This window comes from Corynebacterium sp. MSK204, assembly GCF_030229885.1.
Lineage (GTDB): Bacteria > Actinomycetota > Actinomycetes > Mycobacteriales > Mycobacteriaceae > Corynebacterium.
The window spans coordinates 65,032-83,622 of record NZ_JASPGQ010000013.1 but is presented as its reverse complement, the minus strand read 5'-3'; the positions used below and the strand labels follow the sequence as shown (position 1 = coordinate 83,622).

Genomic DNA, 18,591 nt, shown 5'->3' with positions numbered 1-18,591 from the left:
AAGAAAGGCTTTGTCTACGCCGCGTTTGTCACCGACGTTTACTCCCGACGGATCGTTGGGTGGGCGTTATCAGATTCGATGCGGACCGAAGCACTGCCGCTGCAAGCTCTTAACCAGGCGATCGTGTGTGCTGAGGAAACAACAGGTCTCATTCACCATTCGGATCACGGCTCACAGTATGTCAGCGTTGTCTACAACGAGCGACTTGCCCAGCACGGCATTATCGCTTCCACCGGGACTGTTGGTGATTCCTATGACAATGCTCTGGCTGAAAACGTTAATGGTTCCTACAAGAACGAGTTGATTCATACCCGCAGGTGGGATGATGTTGTCGAGGTAGAAATTGCGACGTTCGAGTGGGTGTCATGGTGGAACGAGACAAGGCTCCACCAAAGCTTGGGATACCGAACCCCGGTCGAGGTGGAAACCGAGTTTTGGAAGCAGAACCCGCCACAGGCAATAATAGAAATCAAGGCAAATGCCTAGGAACAAAACCCGGGGCACTTCAGGCCGCTCAGAACGACCACGGCACCTTATGGGGAGAACACGACCTCACCTACAGCCTCCATTAACTAGCGCAAGCCCCTTGATAGCCTGGGAGCACTGCCCCCTCTAGAACGACCCTCGACCACGGGAAAGCTCCGGTTTTGGACGCAATGTGGATATCTTCGACCGTACTCGCCGCTGGGCCTTTAGGGCGAACAAACGCAATTGGACAGACGGCATCAACGTCTGGGTTGAAGTTGTCCACGCACACGCCATCGCCGCCAACCTCAACCTAGAAAAAGAACACCGCGACCCCCTCCCCGAAAAAGAAATCCACCGCCTCGCCCCCAGCATCGCCCACTGGGTATGGACACGATTCAATCCCGAACAATTGTCCGCCATCCGAGCAGCACGCGGAAAATCAGGCGAAAAACGGTCCCAACAACGCAACGAAACAGCAAGTGAGGTACCGAATGGTCAAGCCAGATGCACCCCGAAGGCTAGGCGTACGATCTCCAAGGCTCACCGCACGTGAAGCTGCCCTAAAAATCGGTCGTCCTCCCCACACCATTCGCCGCTAGACATCGGAACTTCGTAAGGCGTTTATCGGACGTGCGCACGAAAAACGCGATAAAATCCGGGTGCTCCACAACCAAGGGCTATCTATGCGTGCGATCGCTAAAGGAGTCGGCTGCTCTGTCGGGACCGTGCATCGTTATGTGCACATGAAAGACCAGGCGCGTGCATGATCCACATCCTGGCCTCCGTCTATGCAATAGGCACGTGCAGCTCACCTTGCTAAGCAAGCATGACTCACTACCTAAGCACCTAGGTTTTCAGTAGAGACACCCTCCGCGCATGTCACGCCCGCAGAAATGTAACAAATTAGAAACAATCCTATGAAAACTATTGAACTTAATGTAAAATGTAAAGACATTTTACTTTCTAAATATACGAAGGACATTTCATGAAAAAAGTTGTTCATTAATTCTCTCTAGCATGCTTGCAATTTCCTCAATTATCTCTCCCCCTGCAATTACAGAAGAGCAAGAGGTGGAAAGCTTGGATAACCCTATCGATGGGTCTATCGAGCGGGAGTATAGGAACGTGTTTCTTCAGAATGGAATCACCGACAAGTCAATTCAAGATCGCCTAATTGGGAAAATTGAGAATGGTGAATTAATTGACGCAGATAATCCAGAATCGGAACCTATACGCAGTGAAGAAACTGAGGAGTACGGTCGAGTAACGAAGAAGAATATATACCAGGATGGTTCCGTTAGTACGGTAGAAATGGGACCTAGTAGGTACGCTACTAGAGGAACCGGGATTTCCAATTGCCGAAGCTACGATCATTTGAACTGGGTTCGACACGATAACTGCCGAGTTGTGTACAACGGCATCGCTTTCTCGTACTCATTCTATGCAGATTATTCAACGGCAAAGAGTGGGAAAGTAAACGCTACGATTAGGAATATGCATAGCCCGATAATTCATAGAGCCATTGGCCACACTACAAGTTCGCCCTCCCTTGAAATAACCCAACAATGGCAGAACCGAAATATATCTCCAGCCTCAGCTAGAATGTCTTTCCAGGCAACTGCAGTGAAGGTTTTATGGACAACGACGCTATCTCTAACCCTTGAGGTTTCCGGAGGCCGCGCTCAAGCGTTATCTTGATGCAACTATGATGGTATATGATATTATATTTTCTATATTTGCCGTAGCATTACTAGTGGCCTTGACACTATTCCTGATAAAAGCGGTGTCCTTTATAAAAGGGGTACGGCAAGACATAAAAGACATAAAAGGAGAAGTTACTGGCAAGGGGAATTCTTCCAATAAATTCCAGGATTTAGATATTGAGTGATAACTGTATTTCACAGGTAATATAGTTACCGCTCCTAGTGGTGAACGTTCAAGACCTGCACCACTGTTGAGTCGGAGTTTTAGGTGTTGAACTTTACTGTCTGCGTGCTAGTGCTCGCGTCACCTTTTCTCCTGCCCTCATGCATACCGGGAATCAGCCGACGATTAAAGGCAGGAGTCTCCGATGTGCTGACTCCAGACGGTGTGGTGCTTCACGCTTCGTTGTCTTTCGCCCAATTTACTAGCTCTCTGGTGCGATTTTAGCCCCCTCCGGCCACCAACCGCTGCCCACACAGTGTCGAGCAGTCCTTTAGCTTCGTAGATCGCATCCAAGTGCCCACCAAACAGGGGTCAAGCACGATAGAGAGTTATAATGATACTTCTCCACCCGGTGACAGGTTCTATTGAATAATGCAGTTTGACGATTCTTTTCCGCTTTCGCTCATCCAGATTAATCGAGTACGACTAGGAAAAGTTGAGGGAAAATCATCTTCGGCATCTAGCTCTAGCTTTGCAGCAATTTGCATTACTGGGTCTTTTTTATCATCTTCCTCTTTTTCTGGTACCTCAACGATGGTCGTGAAAATGAAAACGGAGTAATTTTCTTTCTCTGAGTCCGACAACTCTTCTCCAAATCCGACAATTTCATCAATAAGGAGACTAAATATCGGCTCGGTCTGGCCTAAGAGGTAAGCTTGTTCGGATGCTAAAAGAACCTTATGAGACTGTCTTACACGTTCTACTGCTTCCTGATATTTCTCTTTCGCTTTGGGCAGAGATTCGAATGGACAGACGAATTTCGTTATATAGCACCAAATGTGGACGCTTGGATTTAAACTTTTATTTAGCATATATTTCTATATTATCTTGGAGTCCAGTTAGTGCTATAAGCATCGTTTTGCCTGTATTGGCCAATTGTCTTACAGTGTCTCTTAGCATGATTGTCACCGAATCTGGAAACGAAGTTATTTGCTTCTTTTTCAGCCTTTTCTGGATCATTTTTATGGTTTCCGATGACGAAACCAACAACTGGGTTACCTGTTGTATTCTGATGGACTTGGCACTTCACCGTATACATCCCTCTATTATTCTTAGTCCGTGGGTCGTCTGGACCCAGCCCATATGCTAGGGGAGCTAAACAACTCAGTGCGACTAGAATGGATAAGATTCCAGCGTGATTTTTACAACTCTTTTCATAGTTCAGCAGCCCTCAGTTAGCAAAGGAAAACGCCATCGATTCGGCCTGTGGCAACGCCAATATTAGTACGTGTCCCTGGTTGAATTGATTTGCATTGAGTGTCGAGCCCGAAGGCTAGCACCACTTTTACTCGTTGTGGGTCGCTTCCTCCACAATTGTTATAAACTTGGACGAATCCCTTTTCTGCTCGCGCTACAATGCAATTTGGTGCTGGAACAGCAGCCATAGTTGTTAGGGTAGCTTCGGTACTGCGAACTTCGGACCCTGCGAAGAGAACTTCGGCAACTTCACCTTTGGCAAATCTTGCGCTTTGACCCGGTTCTAGTTCGGCAACTTTTAATTGGTTGGTTGATAGATTGAAAGTGGGCGTTTCGGTAGCAGTTGCAGTCGCAGTGGTAGCTGTAGAAGTAGCAATGAAGCCCGCGGTGATTATCGCTACTTTCCTAAGAAATAAAGACATTATTCTCCAACCCTGATAGCTTACTTTTCCAGAAACTTATTCGATCGCCTGAGAGCCGTCAAGAGGTTGTTCAGATTTAAATCTTAGCCAACCATTATTAGGGGCGTGCGCATTCCAAGAGTGCTGATGCATTACTGAGGTTGAGTCGTTGCTGCCATTCTGCATAAGACCAGGTTGCTGAAGCGTAAACGGACCGCCTCAGCGTAAAGTTTCTCAGGTATCGTTCCGTTTCAGTAGATGGGGAAATCTGGAACATGCCAAGGAAATTTGATCAGGATGCCAAGGAACGTCCGGTCCGTCTCGTGGAAGATCGCATCTCGGCGGAAAATACGTCGATGCACCCCGCGTGCCAGGCAGCAGCCCCAAAGTTGGGGTTTCATGGCATACGGCCCGTCTTTGGACTTAACCCTGCCCGCAGTGCCGGGGACATACCAGAGTCCAAACCTGAAGATTTGGCTGCCGAAAACGCAATGCTAGACCGTGTAAATCACCAGCTACACGAAACTAATGAACTTCTGAAGGCTGCCCGAGTTTTTCGCGTCATAACTCGACCCAAAATGTGGGAAATGATCCGATTCATCGATAACTATCGAGATCTTTTCCTAGTCGAATGCATGTGCACCGGCGTTATAAAATAACCGGGCTGGTCAATCGTTTTTATTGTCTCGCATGATTATCGCCAATCCACAGGCCACAACCCGAGGACTTTAGCGATCCTTACCGTCGCGACTGCGTGCAAGTTGAACACAGGAGTACTCTTCACCGTGATAACGACGGCCTCTTTGGCGCCGGCTAACATCCTAATCAAACCCCGAACTTCATACCGAGCCGGAGGCATAAACGTCTACACCACTACACGGGACTTGACCGTCCATATTAACGCAGTGCCCACGGTGGCACCGGTGAAAGATGAGCATGATGTGGTTGTCCCCCACGAAAAACATGACCTTCAACCCCCTGCGAGGCAAGACGGATGACTAACGAGTCTGGCTCCCGCAGCATGGCACTACACCCGCTGCGGGAGCCTTTGTCGTACTCACGCTGGGTTGTGCGCGCTGCATGGCCGCCGAGATTGGGCCAGCGGCAACGCACTTTGCTTACTGGCTAACCACACCGCACGATGGGTTGTGGATCGTAGACCGTGGTCTTGGTCTCGCGGGAAAGCTCCTTGCCGCTGAGATCCTTGATGATGCGGGTATCGGACGTCGTAAAGCCCGGGGCACCGGATGATGGCGAACAGTCGCTGCCTGGCACGGACCTCGGTTGTGGCTCGGTCTTGGCCCAACGGCCGTTATTGATGGATTCCACCTCTACCGTCTTGGTGCCTTTCAAGCGGACGGTGATCTCACCGCCGCCAAAATTAGTCTCGATCTGCACTGGGGTATTGAAAGTATTGGTAAATTGCAGGTCAATGGCGCCCTCGTACACGGTAGCCTCGCGGCCGGCCGGGTAGCGGGAAATGTAGTACGAGTGCGGGGTGTGCGCGGTATCCTGCATGCCCGCGAAGTACGCGGCGTTATACAGCGTGGTGGCGAACTGGGAGATGCCACCGCCCACGGCGGTACCGGAATGGCCGTCGATGATGATGCCGGATTCCACATAGCCCTGCGCGGTGCCGCGGGGGCCGGTATAGCCGTTGAGGGAGAAGGTCTCACCTGGGTTCACCACGGCACCGTTGACCTCTTGGGCCACCAGCTGAATATTGCGCCCGGAGGCAGAAGAGAATCCACCGGTGGAGAACTCGCCCACGGTATCGTTAAACGTCGCGTTTTCGGCGTCCTCGGTGGTGAACTCGGCTGGGTCTGGCTTGTAGGTTGCGTCCCACTCGCGGTCATCGCCAGTCACACGCTTATCAAAGCCCTCCATGGTCGGCTTCCAGTCAATAATCTCGCCGTCCTGGGAGGGCGTGACCTGCTTGGAGCCACCAGCGAATTTCACTTTGGCGTTCACGCCAGGCACATCGGCGCCATCGGTGCGCTCTTGCAGCAATTGCTGCGCGCGGTTGCTATCAACCACTAGGTGCAGCCGACCATCCTTTTTCTCAATGCTGGTGAACTGGGAAATCTCCGGCTTATTCAGCGTTGCGGTGACGTTATTTTTCGCCTTCAAGATCAGCGGATTATCCAGGGTCTTGGCGGCGTCACCGGTACGCATCTTTTCAATGGCCTCGTCATTAATGGCCGGCTCAATTTCTTCCGGCTCCACCTGCACGCCAGCCTTATCGAGCCAATTCGCTGCCACCGCATCGTGCAATTCGGTGCCTTCTACGGTCTGCCCCAACGTGGGATCGGTGACCTTGAGCTGACCATCATTAAGCTCCAGCATGCCATCGACCGGATCGGTAGAAAGCTCGTCTTTGACGCGGTCAAGGGTGGGCTGCAGCTTGCCATCATCCACATCGGTTTCAACCGGGATGTCTTCTGTAGAGCGAAAGAAACTAACCAACCGGGTAATGGGGTTGAGGGAAGGCTCCTCGATGCCATCGACGGCGGCCTGGTTATCCAGCGCCAGGCCGGATTCGGCAGGGGTAAATTCGGACTGCAGATCTCCTGCGGTCACGGTCACGGGCTGGGTCTCAACGCCCTTGAGCTCGTCCTCGAGCTTGGCCACGGCGGCGGTGCGCTCCATGGCGGAGATATCCACGCCGCCGACGGAGACGCTGCGCGGGATCTTGTCCTGGTTTGCTATGACATCCCAGGCATAAGCGATGCCCGCAATGAGGACGAAGCCAACGATCACGCCAAGCGTGATAAGCCAGCCCTTTGCACCGTTTTTTCCTTCTGCCTTCTTCACGCCTTAAAGGTTAACGGGTAAAGGGGCGTTTTTCCTAGTCGCTGTCCCCATCGTGTACGTGGCGGGCGGCATCGCCGAGGCGCTCAGGGGCCAGCCTGCCCTCATCCACGGCGCCCACGACGGCATCGATCACCGCATTAATATCGGCCTCGGTGGACCACAGGGGCATGTCGGCGCCGGCGGCGAGGGAGGTAATCACGGCATCGGCAAGCGGCAGCGAATCCGAAATCGCCGCCATGCCGCCAATGTCATCGGTATAGATGGTGCCGTCATACTGTGAGGTCTCGCGGGCAAGGCCGTAAGCTTCCGGCAGGATGGAGGCAGGAGTCTGGCCATCGCCCAGGCCCGGGACCGCGAGGTGGCCCATCATCAGCGCCGCATTCGGTGCTGCGGACATGGCATTCCGAAAGGGAATGAACTCATGGTTCTCAAGCTCTTCTAGCGGCGGGGTAATGGCCTCCGCCAGGTGGGTATCGCCCGAGGCACGGCCGTGGCCCGGGAAGTGCTTGAATACGGCCTTAACCCCGGCGGCATCCAGCCCGCGGGCGAAGGCGGCGCCGTATTCGCCGGCCTGCGCGGGGTCGGTGGAAAAGGCGCGGTCGCCCACAACCTCGAGGCCATCGCCATCGACATCGAGCACCGGCGCGAAGTCCACGTTGATGCCGTAGTCCATGAGCCGCTTGCCGATGTCCCCCGCCAGCTGTTCCACCTGCTCCGGCGAGTTGTCCGCCGCCATCTGCTGCGCGGAGGGGTATTCGCCCAAGATTTCAGAAAAACGCTGCACGCGCCCGCCCTCAAAATCGATGGCGACCTCGAAATCGCGGCCTAGTTCCGCGCGCAGGGCGTTAATATTGCGGCCCTCTTCTTCTAGCAAACCAGGATCCGCCCAGCTGGGGATGAAGATGCCTCCCACCCCGGCCTCCAGCTTGGCCTTGGCGTCCTCATAGCTGGTTGCCGGCGGCATGAGCACCGAAGCTGCGGTGGCGCGAATATCCTCCGGCGCCGGCGCTGGTGCCGCCTCGGTGGCGGGCGCGAAGGTATCGGGTGATGAGGACGCGGGAGCGGAAGATTCGTGCGACTTGTCCTCGTCCGAGGCGGAATTAGAGCAGGCGCTCAGCACCGCCACGAGGCCCAAACTGACAATGATGCGGGAATATGTCATGCCTTCCAGTGTGCAGGATTCCTCGCGAACTGTCCTAGGCGGTGGGTAGACTAGTGACATGAGTAACGGCAAAACAATGTTAATTGCCTATGATGGCACCGAACGCGCCGACCGCGCCCTGGAGTACGCCGCCCAGCTTTTGCGCCCCTCCACGGTGGAAATCCTCACCGCGTGGGAGCCGGTGGCCCGCCAAACCGCGCGCGCCGTCAGCCGCACAGGCATGCACCAGTCCACCGTGTCCCCCGATAGCGTGGAAGACGATCCGGCTTACGAAGAAGCGCTGAAGATCTGCCGCCAGGGCACCCAATTGGCCGAAAGCCTTGGTTTGGCCGGCCGCGCGCATCTCGTGGAATCCGCCACCACCATCTCTTCGGCCATCGTGGATGCCGCGCACGAGCTCGACGTGGATGTCATCGTCACCGGCACCCGCGCGCTCACCGGCTTTCGCGCCTGGTGGACCAACTCCACGGCGGACCAGATCGTGCGCAACGCGGGCCTGCCCGTCTTTATCGTCCCGCAAGAAAACGACGAAGACGCGGATGACGACGATCCGGAATACTTCTAAGTAGCTGCTAATATCTTTAGCCATGGCTCTGGAATCCGATTCTTTAAACAAGCGCACCCTCGGCCCCGCCGTGGGTAGCGCTGTTGTGGGCATCGCCCTGGGCATTATCACCATCATCGGCATCGCCCAGTTCTCCGGCAGCGATACCGTGCCGGAAGGCAATGCGGTCTCCGCCGATGATGCGGTGCTGGGCGGGCCTGAATACGGTTCCCGCAATTAGATGGGCGCACCGGCGTGCATGACCGGACCGATCAGCTCCCCCGCGGCCCACATAGCGGTTCCTATGTACACCGCTACCGCGCACTAGCCCGCGCCCTGCGCCACCGCTGCGCGCGCCTTGCCCGGCCCTACCCGCTCGGCATTATTGCCTTGGCGCTCATCCTCGCGGTACAACCGTGGGGGCTGACCGCCGCCGATACCAAACACGATCTGGCCGCGAACCCGCGCCACTTCCTGCGCGGCGCGCTCGATGCCTATACCGATATCTTTACCCTGGGGCAGCTGCAGAACCAGGCCTACGGTTACCTCTTCCCGCAAGGCCCCTTTTTTGTTTTAACCGAGCCCCTGCCGGATTGGATAGCCCAACGCCTGTGGTGGCTGCTGGTCTTAAGCGTGGGCTTTAGTGGCTTTTACAAGCTGGCCACCCGGATAGGCCTGCGCGGCCGGTGGATCTGGGTAGCGGCGATGCTCTATGCGCTCTCCCCGCGCTCGCTGTCCACGCTAACGGCCATTTCTTCTGAAACCTGGCCCGTCATGCTCGCCCCGTGGGTCATCCTGCCCTTCCTGCGGGAAAAACTCACCTGGCGCGATGCTACCGCCGCCACGATTCCCGTGGCGCTGATGGGCGCGGTCAATGCCACCGCCACGCTCGCGGCGTGCACCCCGGCGCTTGTCATCGTGGTCTACCGCCGCGCCTTCAAGCCCGGCGCGGCCTGGCTGCTTGGCTGCCTGTGCGTATCCGCGTGGTGGATTGGCCCGCTTTTAATCTTGGGCCGCTACGCCCCACCGTTTACGGAATTTATCGAATCCTCCCACGTGACCACCCGGTGGCTGAACCTGCCGGAAATCCTGCGCGGAACAACGAGCTGGTCACCCTTTGCGGATGCCGAGCGCGTCGCCGGCAACGAGCTCGCGACCTCTGCCTTCTTTGTCCTTATCACCATGGCCGTGGCCGCGATAGGCATTTATGGACTGTGCCGGCTGCCCCGCGTGTGGTCCATCATGCTGATTACTGGCGTGGCGATTTTGGGCTGCCAGGCGGCGTGGTACCTCGATGCGCTCGATGGGGTGCTAGCACCCCTGCGCAACCTGCACAAATTCGATCCGTTGGTGCGCATCCCGCTGCTGTTGGGCTTTGCCCGCGCCTGCCAGCGCCTGCCGCTGCCCACTGGCCTGCGCCCCACCAAGAAGCAGACCGTGGGCGCGCTGGTGCTGCTCGTGTGCATCAGCGCCCTCTCCCCAGCCTGGTCGCAGCGGCTGCTGCCCCTAGGCGCCTACGACGAGGTGCCGGACTATTGGCACGAGGCCACGGATTATATCAACGAGCACGCGGAAAATACTCGTACTTTGATCTATCCCGAGGCCTCCTTTGCCCGCCAAGAGTGGGGTTGGACCCGCGATGAGCCGGCGCAGCCGCTTCTTAATGTTCCCTGGGCCGTCCGCGATGCCATCCCCCTTGTTCCCCCGGAGGCCATCCGTGGCCTCGACGGGGTGATGGCAGCGCTGAAGGAGGATCCGGCCAGCGGCGTGCGCGCCTTGCAGCGCTTGGGCATCGGCGCGGTGATGGTGCGCCACGATCTCTTTGCCGCCGATAATGACACCTTGAGCAGTAAATTTGGCGGTGACGTGCATACTTTTGACGAGGTCGATGTGATCATGCTCGAGCAGCATTCCATGGCTTTGACCTCAGCCGATCCCGTCCGCGTGGCCGGTGGCGGCGAGGCGCTGGCCTTCCTCGATGCCCACAATGGCCCCGCCGCCCGCGAGCTGGTGGACGATGATGCCGATATCGTCACCGATACCCCCACTCTTGTGGATCGCAATTACGGCACGCTCCACGGCGCCGCCTCGGCGCCGCTATCCACAGACGATCCCAGCCACGTTTATAACCGCCTGCGTGATTATCCCTCCGCCGGCCCGCTGACCACGGTGGAGACCCACGGCGGCGATGTGGAGGTCTCTTCTTCTGCCGCCGACGCCACCGCCTTTGGCGGCGCCCAACCGGAAAAGTCCGCCACCGCCGCCGTCGATGGGGAAAATTCCACCGCCTGGTGGCCCGCGCCCGGCGACGATGAAGGCTGGATCGAGCTGCGCGGTGACTTCAGCCAACCGCGCCTCAAACTCATGGCCACCAGCTCCACCACGGTCACGGTGCGCTCGGGTGGTGCTGCAGTAGAGGTGGATCTCCAGCCCTTCCGCTCCAAGACGGTGCGCGTGCCCGGCGGGGATTCCCAGGCAATCCGCGTGGAACTATCCCACCGCACCGGCATCGCGGAACTGGAGGTAGAAGGCCACCCCATCGAGCGCGTGGTCACCGTGCCAGATACCTCGCCGGATGTGCACCAATTCTTCTTCCAGCAGATGGTGCACGATACCGGGGTGCTCATCCGCGATGTCACCGTGCCGCGCCGCATGGAGGTCACCGTGGATTCCACCAAGCCGGTACTCATCGATTCCCACCGGTACTCCCCCGGCAGCACCCTAACCCTCGAGCCCGGCGTCCACCGCGTACGTACCACCGGCGCATGGGTGTCCATGACGGAAAAGGGCTGGTCCCCGCCAGACGATTATCGCCTCACCGATTTTTCCATCGCTGCTGCAGAAGAGGAGCGCCTGCTCATTACCGGGCGCGCCTTCAATAAGGGCCTGCGCGGATTTATCGGCGATACCGAGCTCACCCCATACGAGATCGATGCCGCCACCCAGGCGTTTATCGTCCCCGCGGGCACCACTGGGGAATTCCGCATGACCTTTAAGGCGCAGCCTGCCTACCGCGCCGCCCTGCTCTTTGGCGGCGCACTCGGCCTGGCCACGCTGGGGTTCTGCCTGCTTTTCGCCGCGCGCCGCAGCCCGCAGCCCACCTGGCACCCGGATCCTGGCGGCATGGCCTCTGCGATGTACTCGCTAGCCTGCCTGGCACTGGTGGGCTGGCCGGCAGTACTTGCGGGCATGGCCGCCTGGCTCATCGTGCGCTGGACCACCATTCCGCGGGCTTATTTTGCCAGCGGCGTGGTAGCGGCGGCCGGGACCATCCTTGCCCGAGCTCCATGGACCTCAGGGGCCTATGCCGGCGATTCCGTGCTGCTTATGTGCTTATGTGCCGCGGGGCTGGCCTGCCTTTTCGCCGTCGACGGCCCCGGCCCCGGACCCGGCCACGGCCCATCAGAAGGTCGCGGCCCGGGCGCTCGATAAGCGTATAGCTCGCCGCAGAAACCACAACGGTCCCCACCACCGTGACGGCAAGGATCACCCAAAAATCCAGCGGTTTCCCGCTAAACAGCGCCACCCCGGTTAACGGGAAGGCCACGGCGAGCACCGCCACGTGCCACAAGAAAATGGAATAGGACCACGCGCCCAGCGCCTGCATCAGCGGCGATGTAAGCCACGAGGTTCCGCGTGGAACCAGGGCCACCGGCACCACCACGCAGGCCGCGAATACCGCCCCGGCGATGATGCGGCGGGCAAATTCCGCCGGCTCCGGATGCACCAGCCCGGCCGGGCCAAACCAGTCCCGGCTCGCCACCCATAGCACTAGCCCAGACAGCACAACCCAGGCCCAGCGCACCTGCAGGAGGCGCGCCGTGCGCTCGCCGATGCCCCTTTCTTCCACCTCCGCCGCCAGCATGCCGACCGCGAACCAGGAGGCATAGGCCGGCGGCCAGATTTGCGAGTTGACCTGGTCTTCGCTGTAGTCCGCGACAAAGGGGATAAATCCCCACCCCCAGCTCGCCACCGCGGCACCGGCGATAACGGCCATGCGCCAGCGCTGCGGCAGGCTGCCAAGGGCCCACACCAGAAGCGGTAGTACCAGGTAAAAGAAAAACTCCACGCAGAGGGACCAGAGGTGGGTAAGGCCCGGGGCAAGGCCATCGGCCACATAGATCTGCGTGGAGGTCAGGTTGGCGAGGATCTGGGTGGGGGTGATGGAGTGGGCATCGGGAAGCAGCAGCAAAACCGATACCACGCAGGCATAATAGGCCGGTGCCAAGCGCGCGATGCGGGAATGGGCATAGCCGCGCGCCGTGTGCAGCCCCCGCCGGCGCCACAATAAAAAGGCGCTGAGGGCGAAGAAGACGGCGACGAAGAAATCGAAACGCCCGGCAAATCCCCACCCGGTGCCGGTTTGGAAGGATACGTGGGTAACAATGATCCCTAGTGCGGCAACCGCGCGTAGGCCGTCTAGCTCCGGCAGGTGCTGGGGTAGTCTTTTCACAGATGCCTGCGTGCGCACGCTTGCTCCTTTACCCCGGAAACCTGAAACTGATTGGATATAGTACTGCAATGAGCCGCTACCTTTGGCCACGCTCGCCACGGACGTGGGTTGTCATTGCCGCAATCATTTTCCTCCTCATTGGTACCCTCGCCCCGACCCTCTACAATAACCGGACCCGCCCGCTGAGCTTGGATCAAGATTTTTCCACCTCCAGCGGGCCCACCGACGCGGTATGGATGGACGTGCGCGCCCTCATGGACGGTGAAGCCCCCGCTACCGCATCCGGCGATGACCCGCGCTGCGCCGACAAATCCGCCCCGATGTGGTGCTACCAGTACCACGGGCCGCTGACCTTGGAGCGCACCATTACCACCGGCGAGGTGGACGATGATGACACCATCGCCACCACCGATTCCGTAACCAGCCTGCTGGCTGGAAAAGACGGGGACTCCCAAGAGGAAATCGCCACTGTTGATCAGCACTCGGTGCTCAACCGCGAATCCACGTTCCCAGTGGCGAATCCGGTCAATAAATGGGCCCTCGCCCTACCCGAGTTCAACGCCGGTCTAACCCGGGAAGACTTCGAGCGAGACGGCCTCACCTATTTCTTCCCCTCCGGCACGGAGCAGCGCTCCTACCCATTTTTTGATTTCCTGGCGCAGGAATCCACGCCGATGGACTTTACCGGCGACTCAAAAGTAGATGGCATCCCCATCTACTCCTATCACCAGGACGTACAGCCGCTGCCGCTGAAGAACACTTTTAGCAATATCAGCGCGGATTTGGGCAGCACCACTCAAACGGACGAGCTGAAAACGGGCGATTTCCAGTTGAAGGGTCCCGCCAGCCGTTTTTATGACTCCCACTCGCGCGAGCTTTTGGACTTGGATGCGGATGCCGCCGTCATCGTCGAGCCCTTTTATACCGTGGGCCGCGATATTTCGGTCGAACCCACCACCGGTACCATCGTGGATGTCCGGGAAAACGTCAAGGTCTTTTTCGCCACCGATATCCAGCAGGCGGGAACCCTCATCGCGGAGGATGACACAGAGGATCGCTCTGTGCTGGCAGCGGATTTCCGGTGGTCAGAGGATACCCGTGCGGAGCGCCTCGCTGAGGTCCGCCCGGTAATCTACGCCATCCGAGGGCTTATGGCCGTTGGCTGGCTGGGCAAGGCCATCGGTGTTTCCCTGCTCATTTTCGCCGCCTACCAGTACATGCGCCGCCACCGTGACGCCCATGATGCCGCACACGCCTAGGCGCGTCCTCCTCGGGCTGTGGGGAATTATTCTCGTGGCCGCGGTGTGCTGGCCCTTCGCGCTGCCCGGCGAGTTCCTCTGGCGCGATATGGTGCTCTTAAACGATCCAGGGCTTACCCCATCCGCGCTGGGCGGGGGAAGCCTGCCTGCCCGCAACGCACCCCAAGATGGGTTTTTAGCCTTACTCGGCGGCGCGTGGGCCGCCCGGGTGCTCATCTTTGCCGCCGCCGGGGCCGCCGCGCTCACCGCGGCGGTGTGGTCTCGCACCACGATAGCGGCGCTGGCCGCGATGACCATCGCGGTGGCCAACCCCTTTGTCATCGAACGCCTCTTACAAGGTCAATGGTCCCTGGCCATTGTCGCTTGGCTGCTCCCGGTCATCGCCTGGGCGGGGCGCCGCCACAGCTGGCTGGCGTTGATCGCCATGTGGGGGGCGTCCCTTACCCCCACCGGTGGGCTATTGGCTGTGGTCACCGCCCTTTTTACCTGCCGGAAGCGGGTCTCCCTGGCGGGCTGCCTCTTGTGGCTGCCGTGGCTGGTTCCAGGCCTTTTCCAACCCAGCGTGCCCGGCGATGCCGCAGCCGCCGTCGCGGCCTTTTCCCCGCGGGCAGAAGAACACGTGGGCACGGTGGGCGCGCTTTTACGCCTCGGCGGAATCTGGAATGGCGAAGCGGCCGTGGGCTTAGCCGTATTCGGGCTCTTCGTCGCAGTTCTCGCGCTGGCGGGTGCGCACCGCGTCCCGGCGCGCTTGACCATCCTGGCCGCCCTAGGACTCGGCGGGGCGCTGGCGTGTTGGCTACTGCCCAGCATGCTGGAATGGGCCATCGATAACGTTCCGGGGGCGGGACTCTTGCGCGATAGCCACAAACTCACGATGCTCGCGCTGCCGCTATACGTTGCCTCCATCGGTGCGCTGCCACAGATTCCAGCCGCGCTGGCGCTAGTGGCCGCCACGATTCAGGTTCTGCCTGCCCCGTCCCGCCTTGCCGTGCTTTCTCCCCGCGATACCGGGGTGGATGAGCAGCTGGTGCACGATATCGACGGCCGCCTGGCATTCTTTCCGGAGCGGCCCAATTTGGTGGAGATTCCCACGGGAAATAGCGGTGCGCATACGGAAGACACCCCGGGAGTCGCGGTCGATCCCTATTCCAAGGCCGTGCCCATGGTGGAATCCGGCGAGCTCAGCGTGGACGGTGAGGTCATCGATCAGGCCTCGCCGCAGTACCGCGCGGCGCTGCGCGCCTGGCAGGACCAAGATATGGCAGGCCTTGCGGAACTTGGCGTGGGCGTCGTGGTGGTTGATGGCGCCATCGCCGCAGAGACCAACGCCCCGCGCCCCGAGCTGCCGTGGGCGCTTACCGCCCTGTGGATGACCGCCCCGCTACTAAGCCTTGGAGCAATTGCGCAAAGGCAGCGCCGGTCTTGTCCCACGAAAAGCGCGCGGCAAACTCCCGGGCATTAGTCCCTAGGCGCCGGCGCAGCTCTGCGTTCTCCAATAACTCTTGGGTGGCCGCCACGAAATCGCCCTCTTCTTCTACAAGGATCCCGGTCTCGCCATCGATTACGCTATCGCGCAGGCCAAACGCATAACCTACCGTGGGAACCCCATGTTGGGCGGCCTCCATGACGGCAAGGCCCCAACCCTCTTTGTGGGAGGGCATGAGGTGGGCATCGGCACGCGCGAGCAAGGCGTGCTTATAGTCTTCCGTCACCTGGCCGCGAAAACGCACGCGATCCGTCACGCCGAGCTTTTCGGCATAATCGCGCAGGTTCGACTCCCACCAGCCCGAGCCAATCACATCCAAAACCGCGCCCGGCGTGCGCGCCACCGTATCCATGGCGTGCTCGATCTGCTTGTGTGGGACTAGCCGCGAGAGTGTCACCAGGTGCTTATCCGCCTCGCGCTCGAGGGAAGGCACGTGCGCCGGAATGGGGTCTAGGCCATTGGCGATGATCCGCGCGCCGTCAATGCCGAGCGCCTCCAAATCCTCGCGCGAGGCCTGCGAGACCGTGACGTAGGTCGAATCCCGATATACCCGCGGTGCCACGCGCGATTCCAAGAACCAGCCCAGCCGCCCGAGCACCGGACCGGCCACGGGCCATTGCTCGCGGTGGCAATGGTGGGTAAGAAGCACCGTCGGCGCGCCGTAAATCAACCGCGCGAAGAAGGGAATGCCGTTTTGGGTATCGATGACCACGTCAATACCGCGCAGATCCCCCAAGCCCAATCTCCCGGCCGCGATGGCCGCCCACGCGCGCGGGTACACGCCAAACTTGGCACCGCCGCGGCTATAGCGCACGCCATCACGGACCTCCCGGCGCGCCGCATTCATGTGCTTAGAGGTGCGAAAGACCACCTCGTGGCCCTGCGCCGCTAGGTACTCCCCCACGCGTTCGAGGTAACGCTCGGAGCCACCGCCCTGCGGGTGGGTGGAATCGCGCCAGCATAGTAAAAGAATTTTCATCGTGGGGTATTAGCCTAGTGGTTTATGAAACACACCCGCGACATGGCCACGCTCTCCCGCTCCTGGGCGCTGCTGCGCTCTTTCCGCTTCGAGCAAACCCGCCCCGATATTTTCTACGGCGGCCTGGCAGAAGATACGGCCAGGCTGGTGGAAAACTTGGGCCGCGATTTGGGCGTGCCGCTTGCCGATGCCCTCGTGCTCGACGTAGGCGGCGGCCCCGGCTATTTTGCCGCCGCCTTCGCGGACCGCGGCGCGTCCTACGTTGGCCTTGAGCCCGATGCCGGGGAAATGTCGGCGGCCAATATCCACCTCAGCAATTCCGTGCGCGGCGATGGCACGCGCCTGCCCTTCGCGGACGATTCCTTCGATGTGGTCTATTCCTCTAACGTCGCCGAACATATCCCCTGCCCGTGGGATATGGGTAAAGAAATGTTGCGCGTTACCCGCCCCGGCGGCCTGTGCATCATGAGCTATACCGTCTGGCTCGGCCCCTTCGGCGGCCACGAAACCGGGCTGTGGGAGCACTACGTCGGCGGTGCATTCGCCCGCGACCGCTATACCCGCCGCAATGGGCACCCGCCCAAGAATGTCTTTGGCACCTCACTATTTAATGTCCCCTGCTCCGCAGGCCTCACCTGGGCCGAGTCCACCGGCGCGCTAAAGCTCGCCTTTCCGCGCTACCATCCCAGCTGGGCGTGGTGGCTGACTAAGGTTCCTGGCCTGCGCGAATTCGCCGTGTCCAACCTGACGTTGGTACTGCAGCCGGACTAGGCCGCGCAACAGCTCGCGCCGAGGTTGTCCTACTATACTGCCCAGCATGCCGGACCAACTACAAAGCTCGCAGCTCTCCCCCGCCGTTCGCGCAGCTCACCTGGGGTGGGCCGCGGCAAGCGTCGTCGCTACTTTCGCCGGTGCGGCACTCATTGGCATCGCCTGTGGCCTCATTACCAAGAGCGGTTCTTGGGTGGCCTTTGGCATTGCCGTCGGCGGGGCCATCTTCGGCCTGGGAACGGTCTGGTACGGATTTTCCCGCCGCTTGGGCTGGTCATGGCGCGATGCCGGGTTTGTGAAAGCCGAGCATTCCTTATGGCACCTGCTGTGGTGGATTCCCCTCGCCATCCTGGGCTCTGGTGCGGCCACGGGTGCCGTCAATGCACTCCTGGGCAGCGAACCAGCCGGCAATAACCTTTCCGCCGGCCTAAAGATCAGCCCCGCTGCCACCATCATGGTGGTACTCAGCACCGCGCTTGTCATTCCCCTGGTTGAAGAAGTGTCCTTTCGCCGCGTCCTATTGGATTGGCTGCAAAATTCCATGCCCACCTGGGCCGCAGCGCTTATCACCATCGCTGTCTTCGCCCTAGCGCACGGCATCCCCGCAGTAATGCTCTACATCGCATTCTTTGGCACCTTCTTGGTGCTAGCGCGCCTCTGGTTCAAGACACTTACCGCTCCCCTGTGCATTCACATTGCGAATAACACGGTCGTAGCAATCACGGCTCTGGCAGGACTATCGGGCTAAGCAGTCCCTGCGCAGCGGGAGAAAAACGCTAGTTCAGTAGCCGAGGTAGGACCTAAACTCACAACGCTTCATATCGACAGTGCACAATTTTCGTTATACGATATTTCCATCCCTGTGAACATCACTCAAGACCAACTCGACAATTGGGTTTCCGAAGCAGAAGAAGGCTACGACCCAGAAATGTTGAAAAAGCGCGGACGTGGACGCCCCGGTCGCGGAGCAGAGCCTGCTCAGGTCGTCGCTGTACGCCTGACTACCGATGAACTTAGCGCCCTAGATCGCCTAGCTACGGAAAAGAATCTCACCCGATCTGAGCTTGTCCGCCAAGCAATCAACGCCCTCACGGCGGCACGAGAACAGCCAAATCCGCCACAAAGCACGGT

General features: G+C 59.2%; 17 protein-coding genes and 1 pseudogene. 12 read left to right on the top strand and 6 right to left on the bottom strand.

The features are described from left to right. The 4 genes from QP908_RS09155 to QP908_RS09145 all read left to right on the top strand — a co-directional run. A partial coding sequence (locus tag QP908_RS09155; RefSeq protein WP_284772130.1) for an IS3 family transposase occupies positions 1-486 on the top strand: 486 nt, incomplete at its 5' end. Between the two features lie 172 nt (positions 487-658). Beyond that, positions 659-1,021 carry a primase C-terminal domain-containing protein gene (locus QP908_RS09150; protein ID WP_023024206.1) on the top strand — a complete coding sequence of 121 codons (363 nt, stop codon included), beginning with the start codon at positions 659-661 and terminating at the stop codon, positions 1,019-1,021. A gap of 70 nt (positions 1,022-1,091) precedes the next feature. After that, positions 1,092-1,235 carry a helix-turn-helix domain-containing protein gene (locus tag QP908_RS11840; protein WP_156904645.1) on the top strand — a complete coding sequence of 48 codons (144 nt, stop codon included), beginning with the start codon at positions 1,092-1,094 and terminating at the stop codon, positions 1,233-1,235. A gap of 250 nt (positions 1,236-1,485) precedes the next feature. Then, the gene (locus QP908_RS09145) at positions 1,486-2,166 is read left to right on the top strand and encodes a hypothetical protein (protein ID WP_023024208.1); all 681 of its coding nucleotides are present in this window, start codon (positions 1,486-1,488) and stop codon (positions 2,164-2,166) included. Positions 2,167-2,756: 590 nt separating this feature from the next. Here the strand turns inward: QP908_RS09145 and QP908_RS09140 are convergent. From QP908_RS09140 to QP908_RS09125, 4 genes are all read right to left on the bottom strand, one after another. Beyond that, entirely contained in the window at positions 2,757-3,206 is a 450-nt protein-coding gene (locus tag QP908_RS09140; protein ID WP_023024210.1) for a hypothetical protein, read from the bottom strand. 363 nt (positions 3,207-3,569) lie between these two features. After that, complete coding sequence (locus QP908_RS09135) at positions 3,570-4,013, bottom strand: alpha-amylase inhibitor (RefSeq protein WP_239269270.1); 444 nt, start codon at positions 4,011-4,013, stop codon at positions 3,570-3,572. A gap of 1,104 nt (positions 4,014-5,117) precedes the next feature. Next, positions 5,118-6,806, bottom strand: a complete 1,689-nt coding sequence (locus QP908_RS09130) for a VanW family protein (protein WP_284772129.1) — start codon at positions 6,804-6,806, stop codon at positions 5,118-5,120. A 34-nt stretch (positions 6,807-6,840) separates the two neighbouring features. Next, positions 6,841-7,968: a glycoside hydrolase family 3 N-terminal domain-containing protein gene (locus tag QP908_RS09125; protein ID WP_284772128.1), complete on the bottom strand. Its 1,128-nt coding sequence runs from the start codon at positions 7,966-7,968 to the stop codon at positions 6,841-6,843. 58 nt (positions 7,969-8,026) lie between these two features. On the opposite strand from QP908_RS09125, the gene QP908_RS09120 reads away from it, so the two are divergent. Genes QP908_RS09120 through QP908_RS09110 form a run of 3 tightly spaced genes read left to right on the top strand, consistent with a single transcriptional unit; the run spans position 8,027 to position 11,944 of the window. Continuing rightward, positions 8,027-8,533: a universal stress protein gene (locus QP908_RS09120; RefSeq protein WP_239269273.1), complete on the top strand. Its 507-nt coding sequence runs from the start codon at positions 8,027-8,029 to the stop codon at positions 8,531-8,533. A gap of 22 nt (positions 8,534-8,555) precedes the next feature. Continuing rightward, on the top strand, positions 8,556-8,753 hold the full coding sequence (locus tag QP908_RS09115; RefSeq protein WP_023024221.1) for a DUF2613 domain-containing protein: 198 nt from the start codon (positions 8,556-8,558) through the stop codon (positions 8,751-8,753). A 14-nt stretch (positions 8,754-8,767) separates the two neighbouring features. Further along, positions 8,768-11,944, top strand: coding sequence for an alpha-(1->3)-arabinofuranosyltransferase domain-containing protein (locus QP908_RS09110; RefSeq protein WP_284772127.1), 3,177 nt, complete (start codon positions 8,768-8,770; stop codon positions 11,942-11,944). Here the strand turns inward: QP908_RS09110 and QP908_RS09105 are convergent. Then, positions 11,838-12,983, bottom strand: a complete 1,146-nt coding sequence (locus tag QP908_RS09105) for an acyltransferase family protein (protein ID WP_284772126.1) — start codon at positions 12,981-12,983, stop codon at positions 11,838-11,840. The genes QP908_RS09110 and QP908_RS09105 overlap by 107 nt on opposite strands. A 50-nt stretch (positions 12,984-13,033) precedes the next feature. Here QP908_RS09105 and QP908_RS09100 point away from each other — a divergent pair, with 50 nt between their 5' ends. After that, a complete protein-coding gene (locus QP908_RS09100; RefSeq protein WP_284772125.1) occupies positions 13,034-14,224 on the top strand; it encodes a PorA family protein in 1,191 nt (396 codons plus the stop codon). Then, positions 14,205-15,686: an MmpA family trehalose lipid delivery protein gene (locus QP908_RS09095; RefSeq protein WP_239269276.1), complete on the top strand. Its 1,482-nt coding sequence runs from the start codon at positions 14,205-14,207 to the stop codon at positions 15,684-15,686. Before QP908_RS09100 ends, QP908_RS09095 begins: the two co-directional genes overlap by 20 nt. Here QP908_RS09095 and QP908_RS09090 read toward each other — a convergent pair. Next, entirely contained in the window at positions 15,580-16,689 is a 1,110-nt protein-coding gene (locus QP908_RS09090; protein ID WP_239269277.1) for a glycosyltransferase family 4 protein, read from the bottom strand. The genes QP908_RS09095 and QP908_RS09090 overlap by 107 nt on opposite strands. 24 nt (positions 16,690-16,713) lie before the next feature. Between QP908_RS09090 and QP908_RS09085 the strand changes: the two genes are divergently transcribed. The 3 genes and pseudogenes from QP908_RS09085 to QP908_RS09075 form a co-directional block, all read left to right on the top strand. Next, positions 16,714-17,460: a class I SAM-dependent methyltransferase gene (locus QP908_RS09085; RefSeq protein ID WP_239269278.1), complete on the top strand. Its 747-nt coding sequence runs from the start codon at positions 16,714-16,716 to the stop codon at positions 17,458-17,460. Between the two features lie 46 nt (positions 17,461-17,506). After that, positions 17,507-18,208, top strand: coding sequence for a CPBP family intramembrane glutamic endopeptidase (locus tag QP908_RS09080; RefSeq protein ID WP_284772124.1), 702 nt, complete (start codon positions 17,507-17,509; stop codon positions 18,206-18,208). A 108-nt stretch (positions 18,209-18,316) separates the two neighbouring features. Beyond that, positions 18,317-18,559 (top strand): annotated as a pseudogene (locus QP908_RS09075) (ribbon-helix-helix domain-containing protein); the annotation flags it as partial. Between the last annotated feature and the right edge of the window lie 32 nt (positions 18,560-18,591).